The sequence below is a fragment of the Paenibacillus pectinilyticus genome, assembly GCF_001700435.1.
GTDB lineage: Bacteria > Bacillota > Bacilli > Paenibacillales > NBRC-103111 > Paenibacillus_E > Paenibacillus_E pectinilyticus.
In genome coordinates this window covers 463,929-483,769 of record NZ_LYPC01000028.1, presented here as the reverse complement: position 1 = coordinate 483,769, position 19,841 = coordinate 463,929, and the positions used below count along the sequence as shown (strand labels likewise).

Sequence of the window (19,841 nt, the reverse complement as noted above, 5' to 3'; positions counted from 1 at the left end):
CACATGTTGGATCCTAGATTAACGAAGCTCGCAGACGTATTGGTAAATTATTCAGTTAAAGCACAGCCTGGTGAAAACATTTTAATAGAAGCTTACGGCATTGATGCCGCGCTCGTGAAGGAAATTGTCAAGAAATTGCACGCCGCGGGTGCGCATCCTTTCGTCAATTTGCGTGATCATGCTGTGATTCGTGAGCTTGTGATGAATGGTACAGAAGCTCAAATGCAAACGTGGGCAGATGCGGACGCGTTTCAAATGAAACAAATGCAAGGCTACATAGGCGTACGCGGTGGCGCTAATATTTATGAGATGTCGGATATTCCAGCCGATCGTATGAAGCTTTACAACTCCGTGTACTATCAACAGGTTCATTTCGATGTCCGCGTGAAGGATACGAGATGGGTCGTTCTGCGTTACCCAACGTCATCCATGGCGCAGCTGGCTAGCATGAGCACAGACGCGTTCGAAGATTTCTACTTCAATGTATGTACGATGGATTATGGCAAAATGTCCAAAGCGATGGATCCGCTGAAAGAGCTGATGGATCGTACTGATAAAGTGCGCCTGGTAGGCCCTGGAACGGATTTGACGTTCTCCATCAAAGGTATCGGCGGCGTCAAATGCGACGGCGAACTGAACATCCCGGATGGTGAAGTTTACTCTGCACCGGTTCGTGATTCCGTTAACGGCGTCATTTCTTACAACACACCTTCGCCGCATGATGGCTTCATTTTCGAGAACGTGGTGCTTCATTTTGAAAATGGTAAAATCGTTAAAGCGACTGCGAATGATACGGATCGCATTAACGAAATTTTCGATATGGATGAAGGCGCTCGCTATGTCGGTGAGTTCGCGATCGGCGTGAATCCTTATATTCAGCATCCAATGAAAGATATTCTCTTCGATGAGAAAATCGATGGCAGCTTCCACTTCACACCTGGTAATTGCTATGATGATGCCTACAACGGCAATAAATCCTCGCTACACTGGGACATGGTCAACATCCAACGTCCGGAATACGGCGGCGGCGAAATTTGGTTTGACGATGTTCTGATCCGTAAGGACGGAATCTTCGTGCTGCCTGAGCTTCTTCAACTGAATCCGGAAAACCTGAAATAGGTTTCCGCTTCATACCAAAAAGGTTGCCCAACGTCTGGTAGACGTGTGGACAACCTTTTTGTTTTCTAATAGCTTACGCTAACTGTACAGTTAGCCAGCATCCCACGGGAGTAGTGTGTCACACCCGTCGCTGCTGCGACTGGTACTGTCTTGGCGGCAGGCCTACGGCCTTTTTGAACGTCCGAATAAAGTTCGAATAATCATTAAAGCCGGCCAGCTGGCAGGTGTCGGTGACGGTAGAGCCTTCGCGCAGCAAGTGTTTGGCTCTGGCAATGCGTTTGAACAGGATATGCTCGTGTATCGTGCTGCCGGTATGCTTTTTGAACAGTCGGCACAAGTAGGAGCGATTCATGAAGACGACCTGCTCGAGCACCTCGAGAGATAGATCTTGATCGAGATTTTCGTCAATGAAGGCGAATAAGGAGGAGAGCTTGTCCGGCATGATGACCGGTTCTTCTTGTTTGCCTTGCTGGTGGAAAATCCGATTAATAAAGACCAGCAGCTCGATAAAGGTGGCTACGAACAGGATATCTGAGCCTGGTAGCGCTTGAGGGCGGCGGTGCATTTCCATCCGCTCATATAACTTCATGATGTCGTCGATCTGCGGCGGCGTTAATCTCATCCGATTTTGCTCACCAAACACACGGTTATTGAAGCAGTCCAACAAATCGAACTGCGAAGAATTGAAATGTTGCAGCAGAGCGGGATTGAAGTGAATCACGACATTCTCATAACGCTGTTTCTTGGACTGAAAATTAGGTCGGTGCAGCTCATTGCTATGCATGATCAGGAGGTCGCCGTACTGCAAAGGGTACACTTGCTTCTCGATAAAATAATGAACATCGCCTGTCAGGAAGAAGTAAATTTCGTATTGGTCCTGATGCTGATGGAAATCAAGTGGAACTGGATTATGGGTGACTGCGTGTCGAAAATTTAACATTTGATCCAGATTGTTATACATTTCCTGCATGTGAAGCACTCCTCTAGTGGTTGGAGTCAATATAAGCAAACTTTTGCCCAATTAATGCAATGAATACGTTTTTATTATACTGCAAAATATAGGAGAGATAAACCTACACCTGATCTTGCTTATATCTTAAGGAGGCTTATATATGAAATTATCGGTATTTACTGTCGCAACACCTGATCTAACCCCTGAAGAGCTTGCTAAAGCAGCGGTTGCTGCTGGCATTGATGGTATTGAATGGCGCTTCAAAGATATCCCAGCTGACGCGACCCAGGAGAAGCCTTCCTTCTGGAGAAACAACCTGTGCTCGATCGACCCTGCTGCTTCGGATGCGGAGTTGGAGCGTTTTAAACTTGCTGCGCTTAACGAAAATCTAGTGAACCTAAGCATCACCCCGTACTTGAATAACTGTGACGTTGCCGAAACAGAAAATGTATTCAAAGCTGCGCAAAAAGTAGGCGTTCCTTTCATTCGTGTCGGCGTACCAGGTTATGATAGAACGCAAAATTATAATGATTTGTTTGCCAAAGCGGTGGATTACCTTCACCATTGCCAAGAATTGTCCCAGCAATATGGCGTCAAAGGCATCATTGAAATTCACCACCAAACGATTTCGACAAGTGCAAGCTCGGCGCACCGACTCGTTGCTGGCTTCAACCCAGATCACATTGGCGTTCTTCACGATGCGGGCAACATGGTTCACGAAGGCTTCGAGAACTACCGTATGGGGCTTGAATTGCTAGGACCTTACCTTGCTCACGTGCACGTGAAAAATGCGGCATGGAAGCTGACAGGTGAAGAAGAAGACGGTATCAAGCTGTGGAAAAGCGACTGGTCGCCGATTGACGAAGGTATCGTGAATTGGAAGCAATTGTTCAGCGATTTGAAAGCTGTAGGCTATGACGGCTACCTCGGCATTGAGGATTTCAGCGGTCAATATGGCTCAGCAGACATGCTGAAGAACTTTGCTACAAAAGTGAAGCAATGGTTGGCTTAATAAGAGCGATTTAAGGACTAGTTCATAACGTTAAGCATTAGTATACAAAGAACCTTCAACTCCACGATGTGGGATTGAAGGTTTTTTTAATGCGATTATGAGAGTTACAACAATCCAAATCGCTATTTGCCATCCGTCGCTAATTTCACAATCGCTCCGATCGCAGCGTCAATCTCCCGCTCAATAGCCCCGGATACGACATCGGTATGCGGGTTGTATACTTCACGCAGATCGGCATCCGCATAGCCATCTAATGCGACAATCGCACCAGCACGCACACCACGCAGTGAAGCGATGACATAGAGCGCTGCGATTTCCATTTCAACCGCTAAAGCACCCGCTTGCTTGTACTTACGATGGGGGAATTCCTCAACCCCTTGGAAGAATGCATCTAACGTAACCGTGATGCCCAGCTTTACTAATCCGTCCGTCTCAGAAGCCGCCTCATACAGAGCGCGTGTAACGTCTTGATCGGCAACTGCGGGAAAGCCTAGCGGCACTAGTTGGCGAGTTAAGCCTTCTTCACGGACCGCTGCTGTACTGACAACGAGGCTCCCTGGGGGAACATCCGCGGAGTACGAACCAGCCGTTCCGACGCGTATTAGCGTCTTGACGCCGCCTTTGATCAGTTCTTCGAAGCAGACCGCTGCGCCCGGTGATCCTACACCATGACTCACAATCGTCATAGGTACGCCATTCTTTTCGCCTACAAAAGTCCGATATTCCCGGCTGAAGTTCAATTCACGCGTGTTGTCCAGCTTGCGGGCAATCGCCTCCGCCCTGAAGGGATCCCCGCACACGATCGCATAAGGATGTAAGTCTTCCGAATTGACTTGTAAAATAGATAAAAACATCTTAATCGAACTCCTTTCTGACCCATTCATCCTCTGGAATAGGAATGGCTTCGCCTGAGAAGCGTTGTTCTTCAAAAGGATCCGCAACATTATGGAAGCCATTGCGCTCCCAGAAGCCTTCGCGATCCTCGGCCATGAACTCGATGCCGCGAATCCACTTGGCACTCTTCCAAAAGTACAAATGAGGGACGACAAGTCGCAGCGGCCAGCCATGCTTCAGCGTGAGCGGCTCACCGTCGAAGGTCATCGCGAGCAGAATATTATCGCCCATTAGATCAGCGAGCGGTACATTCGTTTCATAATCATTATCTGCATGAATCATGACATATTGACCTTCTGGCTTCACATCTAGCAGGGAAAGGAAATCCCTGAATCGGATGCCTTCCCAGACTGTATCCAGCTTGGACCAACGGGTCACACAGTGAATATCGCATTGGATTTGCGTGCGAGGCAGGGCCATCAAGTCGTCATAGCTAAATGTTTTCTCTTCGGCTACTTGTCCAAATACACGTAAGGACCAAGCCGCCATATCATATTTGGGTACGTCCCCTTCATGAAGAATGGGAAAACGGTCCGTGACAACTTGACCTGGTGGAATTCGGCCTGCAAGCTCCTGTGGAACATCTACAGCGGGAATTTGCATGCGCTTAATGCGCTCCGCTTTGGTGTCTTTGTTCATCTGTTATCCCTCCTAAGCATGTTTTCCTCATCGCGAGCTGCCATTCGCTTTTTGCGCATCAGCCAGGTAGTTGCTTTTGCGGAAGAACAGCATCGCAAGCAGAGTCACAACATAAGGCAGCATTTGTGTGAAATGGGTAGGTAAAGAGAAGCCTTGAAGTCGGATACTGAACGCATCCATTAAGCCAAACAGTAGGCTGGACGCCATGACGCCAATGGGATTGGCTTGCCCTAGCATCGTTGCGACCAGTGCAATGAAGCCTCTGCCCGCCGTCATGCCTTCAGTGAACATGGTCACTTGTCCAAGCGAGAGCTGTGCCCCGGCAAGTCCACATAGGACCCCACAGATGAGCACCGCCAAGTATTGCATACGATTTACTTTGATGCCAAGGCTCTTCGCGGCAACCGGGTTTTCCCCAACGGCTATCATTCGGAAGCCAATGACGGACTTAAATAGCAAATATTGAAGTCCGAATACAAGCACAAACGCGAGATAGACTAGCGGAGAATGCCCGGAAATAATCCCGCCAATGACAGGGATGTCCTTAATAAAGGGAATGTCCCATTTGGGCAGTCCGATCATATTTTTATCATAGAAGGCACCTTTGACATGGAAGATAGCTTTCAAACAAAACGCCGTTAAGCCTAAGGCTAGAAAGTTAAATGAGATCCCCACAACAATGACATTTGCTTGCAAATGAATACTCATATAGGCAAATATCAGTGAAAATAACATGGTCACGGCGATGGCAATGAGTACGGCAAGGAATACGTTGCCTGTATAATAGTTGCCAACAATCGCGGAGAAAGCGCCAACTAACACGAAACCTTCCAAACCTACGTTAAACAAACCGACTCTCGAACAAATCGCCCCGCCAAGTGCTGCCAGTAGGATCGGAGCCACCATGCGAATCATGGAGTTAAATAAAGACACATCAAGAAGATGCTGCATCGCTCTTGCCTCCTTTCCGTCGTTTCCAAAGGGTATAGCTGAACTTCGCGGTAACGAACAGAATCAGCAAGGACTGGATGACACTGGAGATTTCCAGTGGAATGTTCGTATTGCGTTCAACACCCATGCCTCCCGTTTGCAAGGCAGCTAAGAGAATAGAGGCAATTGCTGTACCTAGTGGATGAGCACCAGAAAGCAAAGTCGCCATAATACCGGACCAAGCGTAGCCAGGATTCGATATCATTCCGTCTGTATAGCGATACTGCATACCGAGCACCTCGACAGCCCCAGCAAGGCCTGCGAACCCACCGCTTGCAAACATACTCGTCAGCATGACTTTTCGTCTGTTTACCCCGCCATAAGCCGCAAACAACGGATTATAGCCGAGCATCCGCATTTCATAACCAGCGACCGTGTATTTAATGAACAAAAAGAGGAGAATGGCTAGTCCAATCGCAATGATAAAGCCGCCATGGATGCTCATACCTTGAAACAATTTGGGCAGCCAAATGCTTTTATCAATCATCATCGTTTGGGCTAGTGCAGCGGAGCCGGTTTTGTCTTTGAACGGATAAGCAACCATATAACCCGCAAATAGAGCTGCGATATAATTAAGCAACAGTGTTGTTATTATCAAATTCATTCGGAATTTAGCGTCCAGCCAGCCTGCAAATGCCGACCAAATGCCGCCTGCTATAATGCCACTCAGAATGGCAGCCAGCAATTTAAAGAGCGGAGGTCCAGGCAAGTAGAGCGCGACTAGTGCGCTTGATAAAGCACCCAAGATCATTTGACCCTCTGACCCCATATTGAAAAATCCCGCACGAAACGCGATCGATACACCTAATCCAACAAGAATAAGTGGTGTCGCGCGAGTCAATGTATTTGTGAAAAAGTAGAAGCTGCCGAAGGCGCCTTTCCACATTTCCGCATAGGTCTCGGTGACTGACCCGCCTATGAGGGAGATCGCGATAGCGCCTCCTAGCAAACCTATGGCAACAGCAAGCAGCGGCTGCAACCACGCACTTAGCTGAAATCGACCTTTAAGCATTGGAATCGCCGCCCCCCGCCATCCATAAACTAATTTGTTCCTCTGTTGCATCTTCTGCTAACAATTCACCGGCAATTCGGCCTTCGTACATGACGACGATCCGATCAGACAGCTTGAGAATCTCGGTTAATTCCGATGAGACTAATAAAATGGCACCCTGCTCATCACGTTTCCGAAGCAACTCTTCGTGGATCAATTCCATAGCTCCGATATCTACACCGCGAGTCGGTTCCGCCGCTATGAGGAAAGGTTGTTTCTGCGCAATTTCCCTCGCTACAATCAGCTTCTGCAAGTTACCGCCGGATAGAAATTTCACTTTGGCATCTTGGGAACCAGCCTTAATCTGGAATTGCTGAATGAAGCCGCTCACCATTTGGCGAAGTTCTTTGCCTTGTAAAAAGCCGGAACGACTTTTGGTTTTATGGTGACCCATCGTGCCATTCTCTAACACCGTGCCTTCTTTGGCTGCGCCCCATTGGTAACGATCCTCGGGTACATGGGATAGTCCGATTTCCCGGATTTTCCGCACAGAACGACCTTGAATTGGCGCTCCTAAAAGTTGAATTTCACCCTGATCTATCGGTTGAATGCCTGAGATCGCTTGTATCAACTCGGATTGGCCATTTCCGGAAATACCAGCAATCCCAACAATTTCACCGGCCTTTACCTGCAAATTAACACGATCCAGCACCGGTTTACCTTTATCCCCATGGATAGAAACATCCTGGACCTGAAGGACTGTCTGCCCCAAAGTCGAAGCTCGTTTCTTAAATGGTTTTAAATCTCGGCCAACCATTAACTTGGAAAGCTCCTGGGCGTTCGTGGCGCCGGCATCCAGTGTTCCGGTCATCTTCCCATCTCTGAGCACAGTAATCCGATCGGCTACTTCCATCACTTCATGCAGCTTGTGCGTGATAATAATGAAGCTTTTGCCTTGGTTGGCTAAGCTGCGCATAATGACGAGCAGTTCTTTGGCTTCCAGCGGTGTGAGAACCCCAGTCGGCTCGTCCAAAATAATAATGTCCGCGCCTTGATAGAGCACCTTCAGGATTTCTACACGCTGCTGCAATCCAAGAGGACAATCGGCCACTTTTTTGCGCGGATCAATCGGCAGCCGGTATTTCGCACAGAGCTCTTCAACCTGTGAGATGGCTTTTTTACGGTCGAAACGAAGCCCAGCTTTGGGCTCGTTGCCGATCACAATATTTTCAGCCACAGTAAAAGAAGGAAAGAGCATGAAATGTTGATGTACCATACCGATACGGTTACGAATGGCATCCGTGGGATTGGTAAAAACCACTTCTTTGCCGTTCAAAAGAATACGACCTGCCGAGGGCTGCTCCATGCCGTACAAGATCCGCATGAGGGTCGTTTTGCCTGCGCCATTTTCCCCGACTAATGCATGAATTTCACCTTGACGCAGCGAGAAATCAACTTGTGAGTTCGCTGTTAAATTGCCATATGTTTTCGTAATCTGTTGCATTTGAAGCAGCATAACGGGTTTTCGCTCCTTTACCTAGACATGAGGAAACTGTTTACGTCTCCGTAAACAGTTTCCAGGTCACTCTTATGCGATTAATGTGCAGATTTATTTAACTGGGTTTTCAACTTTCACTTTACCAGAAACGATGTCATCACGGATAGCTTTTACCTTCGTTACTACATCAGGTCCGATAAAGGAGCTTAGTTTACTTGTGCTGTCTTTCGTTACAAAAGTAAGACCGACGCCATCTTCTTTCAAGCCGTAGTCAACAGATCCGAATTTGAACGAACCGGTAACAAAATCTTTCACCGTTTGATAAGCAACAGCATCCGTTCCTTTCAATTGGGAAAGCACGATATGATCAGGATCAGTTACTGTACGGTCAATATCTTGTCCGGAAGTAAAGAAGCCTTTTTCCTTCGCTGCTTCGAATACCCCTAGATCGCCTACAGCGGATGCACCTGCGATGAAGTCAGCGCCTTGTGCGAATTGTGTTAAGGCTAATTCTTTCGCTTTGGCAGGATCTGTGAAGCTTCCTACATAGTTAACGATGAATTTAGCATTCGGATTCGTTGATTTCAAACCTTCTTGGAAACCAACTGTATATTTCTTGATCAGTGGGATATCAACTGCTGCAACCATACCTACGATATTTTTCTTAGTAGCAAGACCAGCAGCCGCTCCTAGCAAGTAGGAAGCTTCGTGTTCACGGAAAACAACGCTGCGAACATTCGGAAGGTCGACAACAGTATCAATGATAGCGAATGATTTCTTAGGATTTTCGGCAGCAACTTTCTTAAGAGCATCCTCAGACTCAAAGGAGCTTGTAATAATCAAATCATAATTATCGGCAACAGCTGCGCGCAAGTTCTGTTCGATCGCGCTCGCATCCGTGGATTCTACTGTTTTAACTGTAACACCGAATTCTTTTCCGGCTTTCTTCACGCCTTCATCTTCTTGTGCGAAGAAGGGGTTAAGCCCGATTTTCTCAGGTGTAATCAGGATAATTTTCTTATCTGATTTCGCAGATGGCGCACCAGATGCTGCAGGTGATGCTGTTGAAGCTGTGTCTGTTTTCGCAGTGCCGCAGCCTGCTAGTATGACCGTTACGGCAAGAATAGAAAATAATGCTTTTTTCATAATGTTCTCTCCCCTAATCTATATGTATGATGTATTTAACCAAAGACTTATTTTATATCCTACTAAAAAACTCGGATATAGTCAAAGGGTATTTTATCTAATTCGACAAAATCACCTATAATTCTACAAAATACGAACACTAAGAGGTATTATACTAGAATTTACTGAGATAATCCATCTAGTGGCGTTATCTACCAGTTGATGCAGGCTTAAAGCTGTACGATTCGTCTCATTAAGGCGAATAATATCCGTGTTTATCGGGGTGCGTTTCACGCCGCAATTGTCGAGATTATTTGTAAGCAGGTTGCGGCCAATAAGCAAAAGCGGTGGTTTGATCGGATGAGTAGGCGTACGGAAAGCCGCTCACTGTGCCGAATAAGCACTCGGGGTGGTCTAATCGAGCGAGGTTTCTTGGCTTCAGGAGGAATAAACAAGGTGCGTGTGCTAATTGGGTGAGTATGCGCACGAAAGGCCGCTCTCTGTGCCGAATAAGCACTTGCGGTGGTCTAATTCAGTGGGATTTCGCGATTGCGGAAGCGATAAGCAAGCTGCGAGTGCTTATTGCTCGAGTCTGTGTTTGAAAAGCCGCTCGATTCATCGAATCCGAATCCCAGAAGGGCGCTCAGCCTCGTGAAGTTGCCATTCATCAGTTTAGCTAATTGGGAATGAAAGGGTTGAAATAAGAATCACGGATAGCCTTCCTGAATAATGGTTTATTCCCCAAATGAAGACGTGTTTATCACCCTGTAGATTGAGATATAGGCATGAGCAGCAGAACCTATTACTATAAGTGTAAGCGCTTAAACATGGTGCTAATCTTAAGAAGAGGGTGATTCATTGATGCGAGGTAAGATAAGAGCTAGAGGGAGTTTGGCACTGGTCTTGGCAATGGTAACAAGCCTATTGCTGCCTCCCGGGTTGGGGGTTGTAAGCCCAAGTGCTGTACATGCGGATGAAGTCAATTTGATTCAGAACGGGTCGTTCGAGACACTGACTTCTTCTGTGCAGCCAGGCTGGACGACGAGAACGGCGGACAAATGGACGCTTTCGGTTGATACTTCTGTCACGACGGTCGCACCAACGGTGACTGTGGATACGATTTATCATCCGGAAGGTACCAAATCACTGAAAATTATGTCGCCGGCACCCAACCAGAGCAAGCTGACGTTTTATCAAAGTAATATCCCTGTAGTCGCGGGCCAGGAGTACAAGTTCAGCAGTTGGTTTAAAGCTCAAACCCTTACTGGGGATACGAATGCTTTTGGGGTCAATGTTGGAATCGTATATTCGGATTCAACGGGTGCAGCGTTGAAGACAGATTACTTAGTGCCGGTGGCCACACCAATACGCGGTAATATAACAGATTTTAAACAATATTTACTTTCAACTACCGCACCAACTGGGGCTGTGTCAGCCAGAATTAATATTGAGTACAACAAATTAACAGGTAACGTATGGATGGATGATTTTCAATTCAAAGCTTATACGGCATTAAAAGGGCTCGCCTTCTGCGAACCATCGGGAAGTATTTCGATCGGAAGCGTGGTGCCGGCACCTCTCGTAAGAACACCAAGCAATACGTCCGACGTGATCCAGAATTGGACGTCTTCTAATCCAGCTGTAGCTACTGTGGATGGCACAGGGGCTATTACAGGAGTGTCACCTGGTACGGTGAAGATCACAGCTACCTCGCAGGATAATGCCTATTCGGCTGTGTATCCGTTGACCGTCGTGCCTGCCAGCATGGTTACGAATGGCAGCTTTGAGACGCTGACTGCCGGTTCAGGCAATGGCTTCACGGATGTTCAGCCAACGAGCTGGACCGCTTCCGCAGCATATGGCAGCCCTACGGTAACCGTAGATGATGCTGTCTATGGCACAGGTACGCATAGCTTGAAGATTCAAGCAACAGCGAATGGTAAAGCCTCCGCCGTACAACGGAGCATTCCAGTGACCGCTGGAAATTGGTATCGTTTGAGCGGCAAAATCCGTACAGAATCACTAACAGGCACCGGCGCTACAGTTCGATTGAACTGGAATGGCTCAGGTGGTTCTGTACTCGGAACGGTGTACGGACCTGCAACAGCAGTGAAAGGGACGACGGCCGATTGGCAGATCGTGGATGGCCTATACCAAGCCCCAACGGGGTCTTTGAATGCCAGCATCTATGCCAACTATGAAACAGGAACAGGGAAAGCGTGGTTCGATGATCTGAAGATCATCCCATGGGTTCCGCTGACGGGATTAGTTGCTGACGGCGCCTCGACTCGAAGTTTGCTTGTAGGGGGAACGGTTTCCCTGAATGTGTATGCATCCCCTGCTAATGCTACTGATTTTCGGGTGACGTGGTCGTCCACACAGCCAGGTATTGCATCCGTTGGCAATGATGGTCGTGTCACGGCCAAGGCACCAGGCACAGCTATTGTGACAGCGCAGGCAGTGGAGGGTGGCTGGACGAAATCGTATGCGATTTACGTGATCGCTAATAGCAATGGCGGCTTCGAAACCACGGTAGCAGAAACACCCGGCTGGACGGGTGTTAGGCCATCTGGTTGGAGTTCCTATTTTGGCAACAATTCACCCAAAGCGAATTTGTCCCTTGATACAACCACCGTCAAAGAGGGGGCAAGGTCATTAAAAATTAGTACGCCTGCAAATATCGACAGTAAAGCGGATGTTTATTACCTGATTCCTGGGGTTGCACCTGGCAATAGCTATAAGATTAGTGGTTGGATGAAGCAGCAAGGTACCGGCAACAATGTGTATTTACGTGCATTTTACATGGATGGAGGGGGGAATTCCGTCCTTCAATCGCCGAACTACTTCGATGTCATCCAAGCGACTGGGGTCGAAGTGAACGGTTGGAAATATTACGAAGGCATCATCACAGCGCCGGCCCTTACAGTATCAGCTCGTGTAGAAGTCGCTTTTGAGCTGGGCCAAGGTACACTGTGGGCAGATGATATTCAGATTGTCCCTTGGGTTCCGATTACGAACATTCAATTGGATAAGGTGAAGGGGCTCATTGTGCCAGGACAGAGCACAACGGTTAACGTATCGCTATCACCGAACCTTGTTTCCAATCCTGAGATCACGTGGGTGTCGGATAACCCAGCAATTGCAACGGTTGTCCCTAATGCCAAATCAACTTTACAAGCAACGGTGAATGGGGTGAGTCCAGGGCAAACCACAATACGTGCGATTACCGAGGGACACAACCCTGGAGAGATTGGTATGTTTGCAACGTACACGGTCAATGTTGCCACGGATACGGATATTACGGCACCTGACCAAGTGGTAAGTGTGAACGAAGATCAAGGTGTAACTGGCCCTGTACTGGGTACGGATGCTAATGACGATGTCTTGACTTCATCGTTGTTCCTACAACCGATGCACGGGACAGCCGCTATCCGGGACGATGGTGTGTGGGAGTATTACCCGGTTAAAGACTATAACGGGACCGACACGTTTACCATGCTTCTGACGGATGGCCATAATCACTTTGCTTTTTCTAAAATTGATATTACGGTCGTTCCTCAGCAGGATGCTCCAGTGATGGATAAGGTTCAAATCAACTATGGGACGATACGTGATACGAAGGTGACAGGTACCATCAAAGCAACGGATAAAGACGGCGATTACATTACCTATGCCCTGAAAACCGGTCAAGGACCTCAACATGGCGTAGCAGATGTAAAGTGGAACGGAAGTTGGACATATACACCAAGTGCTGGCTACGTCGGCTATGATCGTTTCCAAATTCAAGTTGCAGATACCCCTGGCGGTACGGATGTGACGACCATCGTTGTTTATGTAGGATTACCTGGCTCGGACATTATTACAGCACTCAAAGCTAGATTCCCTTCAACAGGAGCAGCACATCCTAGGCTGTATGCGACGGCGGATGACTTCACTCGGGTTAGCACGCTGATCGGAACCGATCCGACTATGCAAGAGTGGTATACCAAAATAAAAGCAGTAGCTGATGATATGCTGGATGATCCACTCCTTACTTATACGATTACGGATCCCGGAACAACAGGTGCCACAGTGCTTCCGTTGGCTCAAGCGATCCTCAAACGAATTCAAAACTTAGGGCTACTGTATCAAATTACCAAAGACACCCGATATTCCGCTGCTGCGATTGCACAGCTCAACTTGATGGCCGATCCTGCTGCCTATCCGGATTGGCACGGCGGGGTGAAGAATTTCCTGAGTATCTCGGAAATGGGCAATGCCGCAGCCATTGGGTATGATTGGCTCTATGATGCGATGACACAGCAGGAGCGGGATAACCTGCGCACCCGAATGATTCAGCAAGTATTGCTCAATGCCAAGAAAGAGTATCTAGAAGGTGGCAGCAATGCCTGGTGGACGACATCGCCAAGCAATTGGAACTTGGTTGTCAATGGCGGTATGACGGCCGTAGCCTTGACGATCGGCGACGAAGCAGATGCGAACGCCGTGGATATGGGAGCGAGCAACACAGATTATCAATTACCAATAGCCCAAACGGTTTTGGAAAAAGCGCTCTCTTCGGTCCAAACAGGACTTGGCGTATTTGCATCGCAAGGCGATTGGCCTGAAGGCACGGGCTATTGGGATTATGCGACCGAATATTTGGCCTATATGATTTCGGCGATGCGCACAACACTAGGAACTGATTACGGCTTCCTAAATCAACCTGGTATCTCTGAAACATCGAAGTATATGGCGAATTTGCACAGTTTTAATGGTCCTTTTAACTATTCCGATTCCTTAACTACGATTATTGATACGCCGCAGCTTTTACTTTTTGCAAATTTGTTGAATGCACCAGATGCGGCATGGTATCGCCAATTTACGTACAATAAGAACAAAGTCGCTGAACCGCTTGATATGATTTGGTATCGACCAGGATTTTTCGGAAGCAACGATCCTGTTAAGTTGGATGCCTTGTATAATTATCGCACGAAGAATAATGTCGCTACCTTCCGTGATTCGTGGAATGACCCTAATGGCAACTTTGCCGCTATAAAAGGAGGCGTAACCGATTACAACATCACGAACTCGTCACATGCTGACTTGGATGTTGGAACTTTCGTGATGGATGCCCTAGGTGTCAGATGGGCCGTTGATCTTGGAAAGGATACGTATTCCGTACCCTATTTCAATCTAAATCCTGCTCAACACCCAGATCGCTGGGATTATTATCGCAAACGGGCGGAAGGCTCCAATACGCTAGTCATCAATCCGGATGCCGGCCCTGATCAGGCATTGGATGCGAATGCTCCCATCATAGCCTATGATTCCAAGCCAGAAGGCGGTTACGCCATTGTCGATATGACCTCGGCTTATAAGGATGATGTGGTATATGCGAAGCGGGGGATGATGTTAAGTAACTATCGCAGTTCCTTCCTTCTTCAGGATGAAGTGAAATTCAAAGCGCCTTCTAATCTATATTGGTTTATGCATACCGAAGCAACCGATTTTAATATTGCTGCAGATGGCAGATCAGCTACGCTAACGCAAAATGGAAAACGGATGTACGCCCAAATTCTATCCCCTAGTACAGGTGTTTTTGAAAAAATGGATGCGAAGCCGTTTGCGACGACGCTGAGTCCGCCTAATGAGCTGCAAAATCCTAAACAGAAGAAGCTTACCATTCATTTCCCTGATGCCAAAGGAACCATGACCATAGCCGTTCGGTTCACGCCGCTATCGGAAATTGAAGCACCGCCAACGGATGTGCCTGTCGTCACACCACTGGCTTCATGGAGCATCGACGCAACACCTACAGCCGTTTTGTCTGATCTGAAGCTGAATGGTGTGACCTTGAGCGGCTTTAAATCTCTGAAGATGAAGTATGCTGTAGAGGTTCCACACGAAACGCAGACGACGCCTGTCATTACGGCTGTTGCAGCCGATCCGAACGATACGGTTACAATCACGCAAGCGACTGCTATTCCTGGCACGTTCGTCGTGGAAGTGACTGATAACCAAGGTGTGCAGCGCCCAAGCAAGTACTTCATTGATGTGACGCGTGGTCCGTTCTTTGGCGTACTGACAGATGTTCCCGTACTTCCTATCACCTATGTAGCGGACAGTGGACCGGTGAATAATGGGTGGCCTGGTACGAATGCGGCAGATGGCAATCCGAATACCTTCTGGTCCGTCAGCGGCGAGCAAACCATTGACTTCGATTTGGGTTCCGTGACACAGGTAACCTATGCTGCGATCTCCTGGGTGCGTGGCAACGAGCGCCAGTTCTATTTTAATCTTCTGACCTCAACAGATGGTGTAACATGGACGAATGTCTACACAGGGCCGAGCTCAGGCAAGGTGGGAGGAGATTACGAAATCTATGATATTCCCGACACCACAGCTCGTTATTTGCGCATTGCTGTAGCTGGAAGTAATCAAAGTTCCGTTACGAGCATGACCGATGTCATGGTGTATGGAAGCCAGCCATGAAGTAGCATGATGTCACCGTAATAAAAGCAGAGAACCTTCAAAACCACGATATTGTGGCAGCGAAGGTTCTTTTCTTTTTGTATCGAGATAGGAGTCTGTTCCCTTACGATGTTTCTCGCATTCTAAGCGTCACCCAAGCACTCCCACCATAAATCGCCGCACTCACGTAAAAGAGTACATCAATCGTCAACCAATCAATGATATAGCCGCCGATGAGCACAGCGAATCCGGACGAAACAGACGTCCAGAAATGGTAATTACCCAGTGTCTCACCACGGCTTCCGTGCTCAGTCCCATCTGCGAGCAATCCGCGCTCGCTCATTTTTTGCATGGCGTTACAGATGCCCATGAATGCTTGAATAAGCAGGACGTAGCCGTAGGAAGGAATCCATGGGAAGACGAGCATCGCTGCCATCATACCCAGTGAGCCACCTGCCATCAGGTTCACGGAGGAGCGGTCTACGAGCTTATTCAGCCAAAAGGATGAGGCGGCAGAGCTTATCGTGAAGATAGCGAAAGCTAGACCGTAGGCCGAATAGGTACTGCCCAGATTTTTTAAAAATAATAAGTAATACGGATAGATCATGCCTGCTGCTAAGGTAGCTAAGCTTTGAGATCGTATAAGCAATCGCACGTTCATTCTAGTGCCCCCTATAATCGTCATAGAAGTTGTTCATAAAAAGATGCTGGGGATCCCACCGATCTTTGGCTTGGAAAAAAGCTTCTGCCTTTGGATATAACGATTGGAACTGATCGATGGAGGGAAAAGGGGCATAGGGTAAATAATAAGAACCATTAACTATCCTCAACTGATCGACGATTCGCCGGATGCCTTGTGTCATACGAGCTTGTGCGGCTTCATTAAGCGGTGTATTGAACAGACAAACGAGGGCGAACATATCACTTTTTGCATAGGAGAGCGTCGCTTCCTCATCCTGATTCACATATCGAACCGTAATATTTAATAGGTTTAAATGTTCTTCTTGCAGGATAGCTTTCATGCTGTTAACAAAGTCCTCGAAATGAGCCACGGGGACGAAATACTCTTGCAGAAGATCATTTTTGGTATCTGAACTGTAGTCCATAAAGTCAGATTCAGAGCGCATCGCATTGTTGCGAGTCAGAATGGTGCTGCGGCCAATAAGGAAATGCCGTTGTAAGTTCCAAAACGTATTCTTTGCCCAATCAAATGAACGATTGAGTCCAAATAGAAATTTTAAAGGAAGCACATAGCTATCCTTCAGTTTTAATTTGTTGTAATCGGCCACTAGCAGATCCGGTCGTGTCGTGTAATTCGTAGCGTACATTTCCGTTAAGAAGGAATCCGGCGCGACAGAAATACGAGCAAGATGCATGTGGATGTCGGGATTCTTCTTAATGTGGTTAAGGAAGTAATCGGTATATGCGGCAGTCGTCATTGATTCACTCGACATCTCGTACACTTCGTCATCTGTTAGCGATAATGTCACATCCAAAATGACACCGAACAACCCATAACCGCCCAGCACCAGCGGGAACAACTCAGCATTTTCGGAGCGGGATACATGTCGTATAGTGCCATCTGCCCCCAATAGTCGGAAGGACTCAACCGTACTAATGAGAGAACCATTACGAATGTCGCGGCCGTGTGCATTGACAGAGATGGAGCCTCCGATGGTAAAAATGTTTTGTGACTGCATGGTCTTCACAGCAAGCCCGTAAGGGTTAATAACCCTCTGCACATCCGCCCATGTTGCTCCTGACTGAACCGTAATCGTCTTCCTCTTCTCGTCAAAAGCGAGAACCTTGTTAAAGGGTGTCATATCCAGTACAATACTGTCCTTGTAGTAGGTATGTCCACCTTGGCTATGCCGACTGCCGGCAATCGCAATCTTGAGCCCTTTCGCGCGCGCATCCTGCACAATCTCTTGAAGCTGCGCGACTTCTTTACTTGGAATGACTCGCGCAATCTTCACAGGCCGCAGCTTACTATAATCCGAGCGCAAGAAGGGATCCTCATCAGCGGCTAAGGTCCTCATATACTGGGAGAGGCATAACGTCAGCAACAGAAGTAAAACGATGATTTTCTTCAAATGATATCCCTTCCCCTCACCTTCACTAATATCGCCTAAATTATTCCTCAAGTGTAATTTCGAACCTTTCTTGGTGTCAACGCAAAAAAAGCCATCCCTCTCATCCTACGCATAGAATGATGGGATAGCCTCGGTATATGTGCTTCGTTACCAATCAACCTTTGATCGCACCGATCATAACGCCTTTCACGAAATACTTTTGCAGGAAAGGGTAAAGGAATACAATAGGCGCAGTGGCCACGATGATTGTCGCGTATTTGATCGTTTCTCCGATTGGCATCTTATCGTTCCCGCCGACACCGGTCATCATCGATTCGGTACTATTCGTGATCAAAATTTCTCGCAAAATGAGCTGTAACGGGTAAAGGTCGCGTGATCTTAAATAGATCAGTGCACTGAACCAGGTATTCCAGTGTGCAACACCATAGAAGAGAACCATGACGGCAACGACAGGCATCGAAAGTGGTAAAATGACGCGGAACAGAATCGTGAAATCATTGGCGCCATCGAGTTTGGCGGATTCCTCTAAACTGATTGGAACCCCTTGAAAGGCGGTACGCATAATAATCAAATTGTAGGCGCTCATAGCTGTGGGAATTAACAGTGCCCAACGGGTATCTACCATGCCTAAGTCATTGATGAGCAGGTAGGTTGGAATCAAGCCGCCGCTGAAAAACATCGTGAACACAATCATAAACATAACGGGATTCTTCCACATGACGTCTTGACGAGAGAGTGCATAAGCACCGAAAGAGGTCATAAGGATATTGATCGTAGTGCCGAGTACGACGTTAACGATCGTGTTTAAATAGCCAGTCATAATGGCAGGGTTCTTAAACACTAAGGCGTAAGCTTCAACGTTCAAACCTTTGGGGTACCAAAGCAAGCCGCGTACTTGCACGATCCACACCGGGTCGCTTAAGGAGGCGATGAGCACGTACAGAAACGGATATATCGTAACAAGAGATAATAGAATCAAAAACAAGGAATTCGAGACATCGAAAATGCGTTCTCCCCAGCTTCTACTCATGATGGTTGCAGCCTCCTTTTACCAAAGCTTATTATCACTGGTGCGTCGGCTAAATGTATTGGCCAGGACGAGCAGCGTGAAGTTAATGAGGGAGTTGAAGAGTCCAACAGCGGAGCTGTAGCTGAAGTTGGATTCAAGAATCCCTTTACGATAGACGAAAGTACCAATAACATCGGCAGTTGGATAGGTTGTCGGATTATAGAGTAAGAGGATTTTATCCGCTCCGACGGTCATGAAATTTCCGATTTGCAGAATGAGAAGAATAACGATCGTAGACATGATACCCGGTAGGGTAATGGTGAATGTTTGCTGCCAGCGGTTAGCGCCATCAACCTTAGCAGCTTCATACAACGAAGGGTCTATAGCTGACATTGCTGATAAATAAATAATGGAGCCCCAGCCAACATTCTGCCAAATATTTGATGACACATAGATGGATCGAAACCAGCTGTATTCCTGTAGGAATCCAATCGGTGTAACGCCGAACCAGGAGCTAATTATATTGTTGATGAGCCCATCACGTGCCAGGAAATCCATCAACATACCCGAGATGACAACGATGGATATAAAATGGGGCATGTACGTGATCGTTTGCACGGCGCGCTTTAAGAACTTGCTTCGCAGTTCATTGAGCAGAAGCGCTAGGATGATCGAAGCGGGAAAGGTAAATAGCAAATCATACGTGCTCAGCAATAACGTATTACGTAAGATCCGCCAGAAATAATAGCTGGCAAAGAAATCATGGAAGTGCTTGAAGCCAATCCAGGGACTATGCAAAATCCCGATTCCTGGCGAATAGTCTTTGAATGCGATTTGTAGTCCGTACATGGGAACGTAATAGAACAAGATATAATACACGACGACGGGTAAAAGCATGAGATAGACATATTTATTGATTTTGGCATCGCGGATGAACCTATAGCTGAAACGGGTCTTGTCGACTACTGGTTTCGCGGAGCCGGTCTGTTCATTGACTGCTGCGGGCATCATTAGGCCCCTCCTTCAGGTATGGAGTCGGTAAAAATGGGTGCAAGAAGACGCCACA

Annotated in this window: 14 protein-coding genes; 3 read left to right on the top strand and 11 right to left on the bottom strand. The window is 47.4% G+C overall.

The genetic code is table 11. The annotated features are described in order from the left end of the window. The first annotated feature begins 3 nt into the window (after window positions 1–3). The gene (locus A8709_RS29865; RefSeq protein ID WP_065858115.1) at window positions 4–1,119 is read left to right on the top strand and encodes an aminopeptidase; all 1,116 of its coding nucleotides are present in this window, start codon (window positions 4–6) and stop codon (window positions 1,117–1,119) included. A 118-nt stretch (window positions 1,120–1,237) separates the two neighbouring features. On the opposite strand, the gene A8709_RS29860 is transcribed toward A8709_RS29865, so the two are convergent. Next, the gene (locus tag A8709_RS29860; RefSeq protein ID WP_141692701.1) at window positions 1,238–2,089 is read right to left on the bottom strand and encodes an AraC family transcriptional regulator; all 852 of its coding nucleotides are present in this window, start codon (window positions 2,087–2,089) and stop codon (window positions 1,238–1,240) included. Between the two features lie 142 nt (window positions 2,090–2,231). Between A8709_RS29860 and A8709_RS29855 the strand changes: the two genes are divergently transcribed. Further along, entirely contained in the window at window positions 2,232–3,083 is an 852-nt protein-coding gene (locus A8709_RS29855) for a sugar phosphate isomerase/epimerase family protein (protein ID WP_065858113.1), read from the top strand. 122 nt (window positions 3,084–3,205) lie between these two features. On the opposite strand, the gene A8709_RS29850 is transcribed toward A8709_RS29855, so the two are convergent. The 6 genes from A8709_RS29850 to A8709_RS29825 form a co-directional block, all read right to left on the bottom strand. Next, the gene (locus A8709_RS29850; protein ID WP_065858111.1) at window positions 3,206–3,937 is read right to left on the bottom strand and encodes a nucleoside phosphorylase; all 732 of its coding nucleotides are present in this window, start codon (window positions 3,935–3,937) and stop codon (window positions 3,206–3,208) included. A gap of 1 nt (window position 3,938) precedes the next feature. Further along, window positions 3,939–4,616, bottom strand: a complete 678-nt coding sequence (locus tag A8709_RS29845) for a sulfite oxidase-like oxidoreductase (protein WP_065858110.1) — start codon at window positions 4,614–4,616, stop codon at window positions 3,939–3,941. 27 nt (window positions 4,617–4,643) lie between these two features. Next, window positions 4,644–5,567, bottom strand: a complete 924-nt coding sequence (locus A8709_RS29840; RefSeq protein WP_065858108.1) for an ABC transporter permease — start codon at window positions 5,565–5,567, stop codon at window positions 4,644–4,646. Then, window positions 5,551–6,618, bottom strand: a complete 1,068-nt coding sequence (locus A8709_RS29835; RefSeq protein WP_065858106.1) for an ABC transporter permease — start codon at window positions 6,616–6,618, stop codon at window positions 5,551–5,553. The genes A8709_RS29840 and A8709_RS29835 overlap by 17 nt, the downstream gene beginning before the upstream one ends. Continuing rightward, on the bottom strand, window positions 6,611–8,113 hold the full coding sequence (locus A8709_RS29830; protein ID WP_065858104.1) for an ABC transporter ATP-binding protein: 1,503 nt from the start codon (window positions 8,111–8,113) through the stop codon (window positions 6,611–6,613). The genes A8709_RS29835 and A8709_RS29830 overlap by 8 nt, the downstream gene beginning before the upstream one ends. 93 nt (window positions 8,114–8,206) lie before the next feature. Then, on the bottom strand, window positions 8,207–9,241 hold the full coding sequence (locus A8709_RS29825) for a BMP family protein (RefSeq protein ID WP_065858102.1): 1,035 nt from the start codon (window positions 9,239–9,241) through the stop codon (window positions 8,207–8,209). Window positions 9,242–10,081: 840 nt separating this feature from the next. On the opposite strand from A8709_RS29825, the gene A8709_RS29820 reads away from it, so the two are divergent. After that, window positions 10,082–15,694 carry an Ig-like domain-containing protein gene (locus tag A8709_RS29820; protein WP_065858100.1) on the top strand — a complete coding sequence of 1,871 codons (5,613 nt, stop codon included), beginning with the start codon at window positions 10,082–10,084 and terminating at the stop codon, window positions 15,692–15,694. A gap of 103 nt (window positions 15,695–15,797) precedes the next feature. Here A8709_RS29820 and A8709_RS29815 read toward each other — a convergent pair whose 3' ends face one another. From A8709_RS29815 to A8709_RS29800, 4 genes are all read right to left on the bottom strand, one after another. Then, window positions 15,798–16,334: an MFS transporter gene (locus A8709_RS29815; RefSeq protein ID WP_065858098.1), complete on the bottom strand. Its 537-nt coding sequence runs from the start codon at window positions 16,332–16,334 to the stop codon at window positions 15,798–15,800. Between the two features lies 1 nt (window position 16,335). Beyond that, window positions 16,336–17,712, bottom strand: a complete 1,377-nt coding sequence (locus A8709_RS29810; protein ID WP_425262363.1) for an FAD-binding oxidoreductase — start codon at window positions 17,710–17,712, stop codon at window positions 16,336–16,338. A gap of 208 nt (window positions 17,713–17,920) precedes the next feature. After that, window positions 17,921–18,796, bottom strand: coding sequence for a carbohydrate ABC transporter permease (locus tag A8709_RS29805; protein WP_065858094.1), 876 nt, complete (start codon window positions 18,794–18,796; stop codon window positions 17,921–17,923). Window positions 18,797–18,814: 18 nt separating this feature from the next. Further along, complete coding sequence (locus tag A8709_RS29800) at window positions 18,815–19,783, bottom strand: ABC transporter permease (RefSeq protein ID WP_065858747.1); 969 nt, start codon at window positions 19,781–19,783, stop codon at window positions 18,815–18,817. Window positions 19,784–19,841 lie beyond the last annotated feature (58 nt).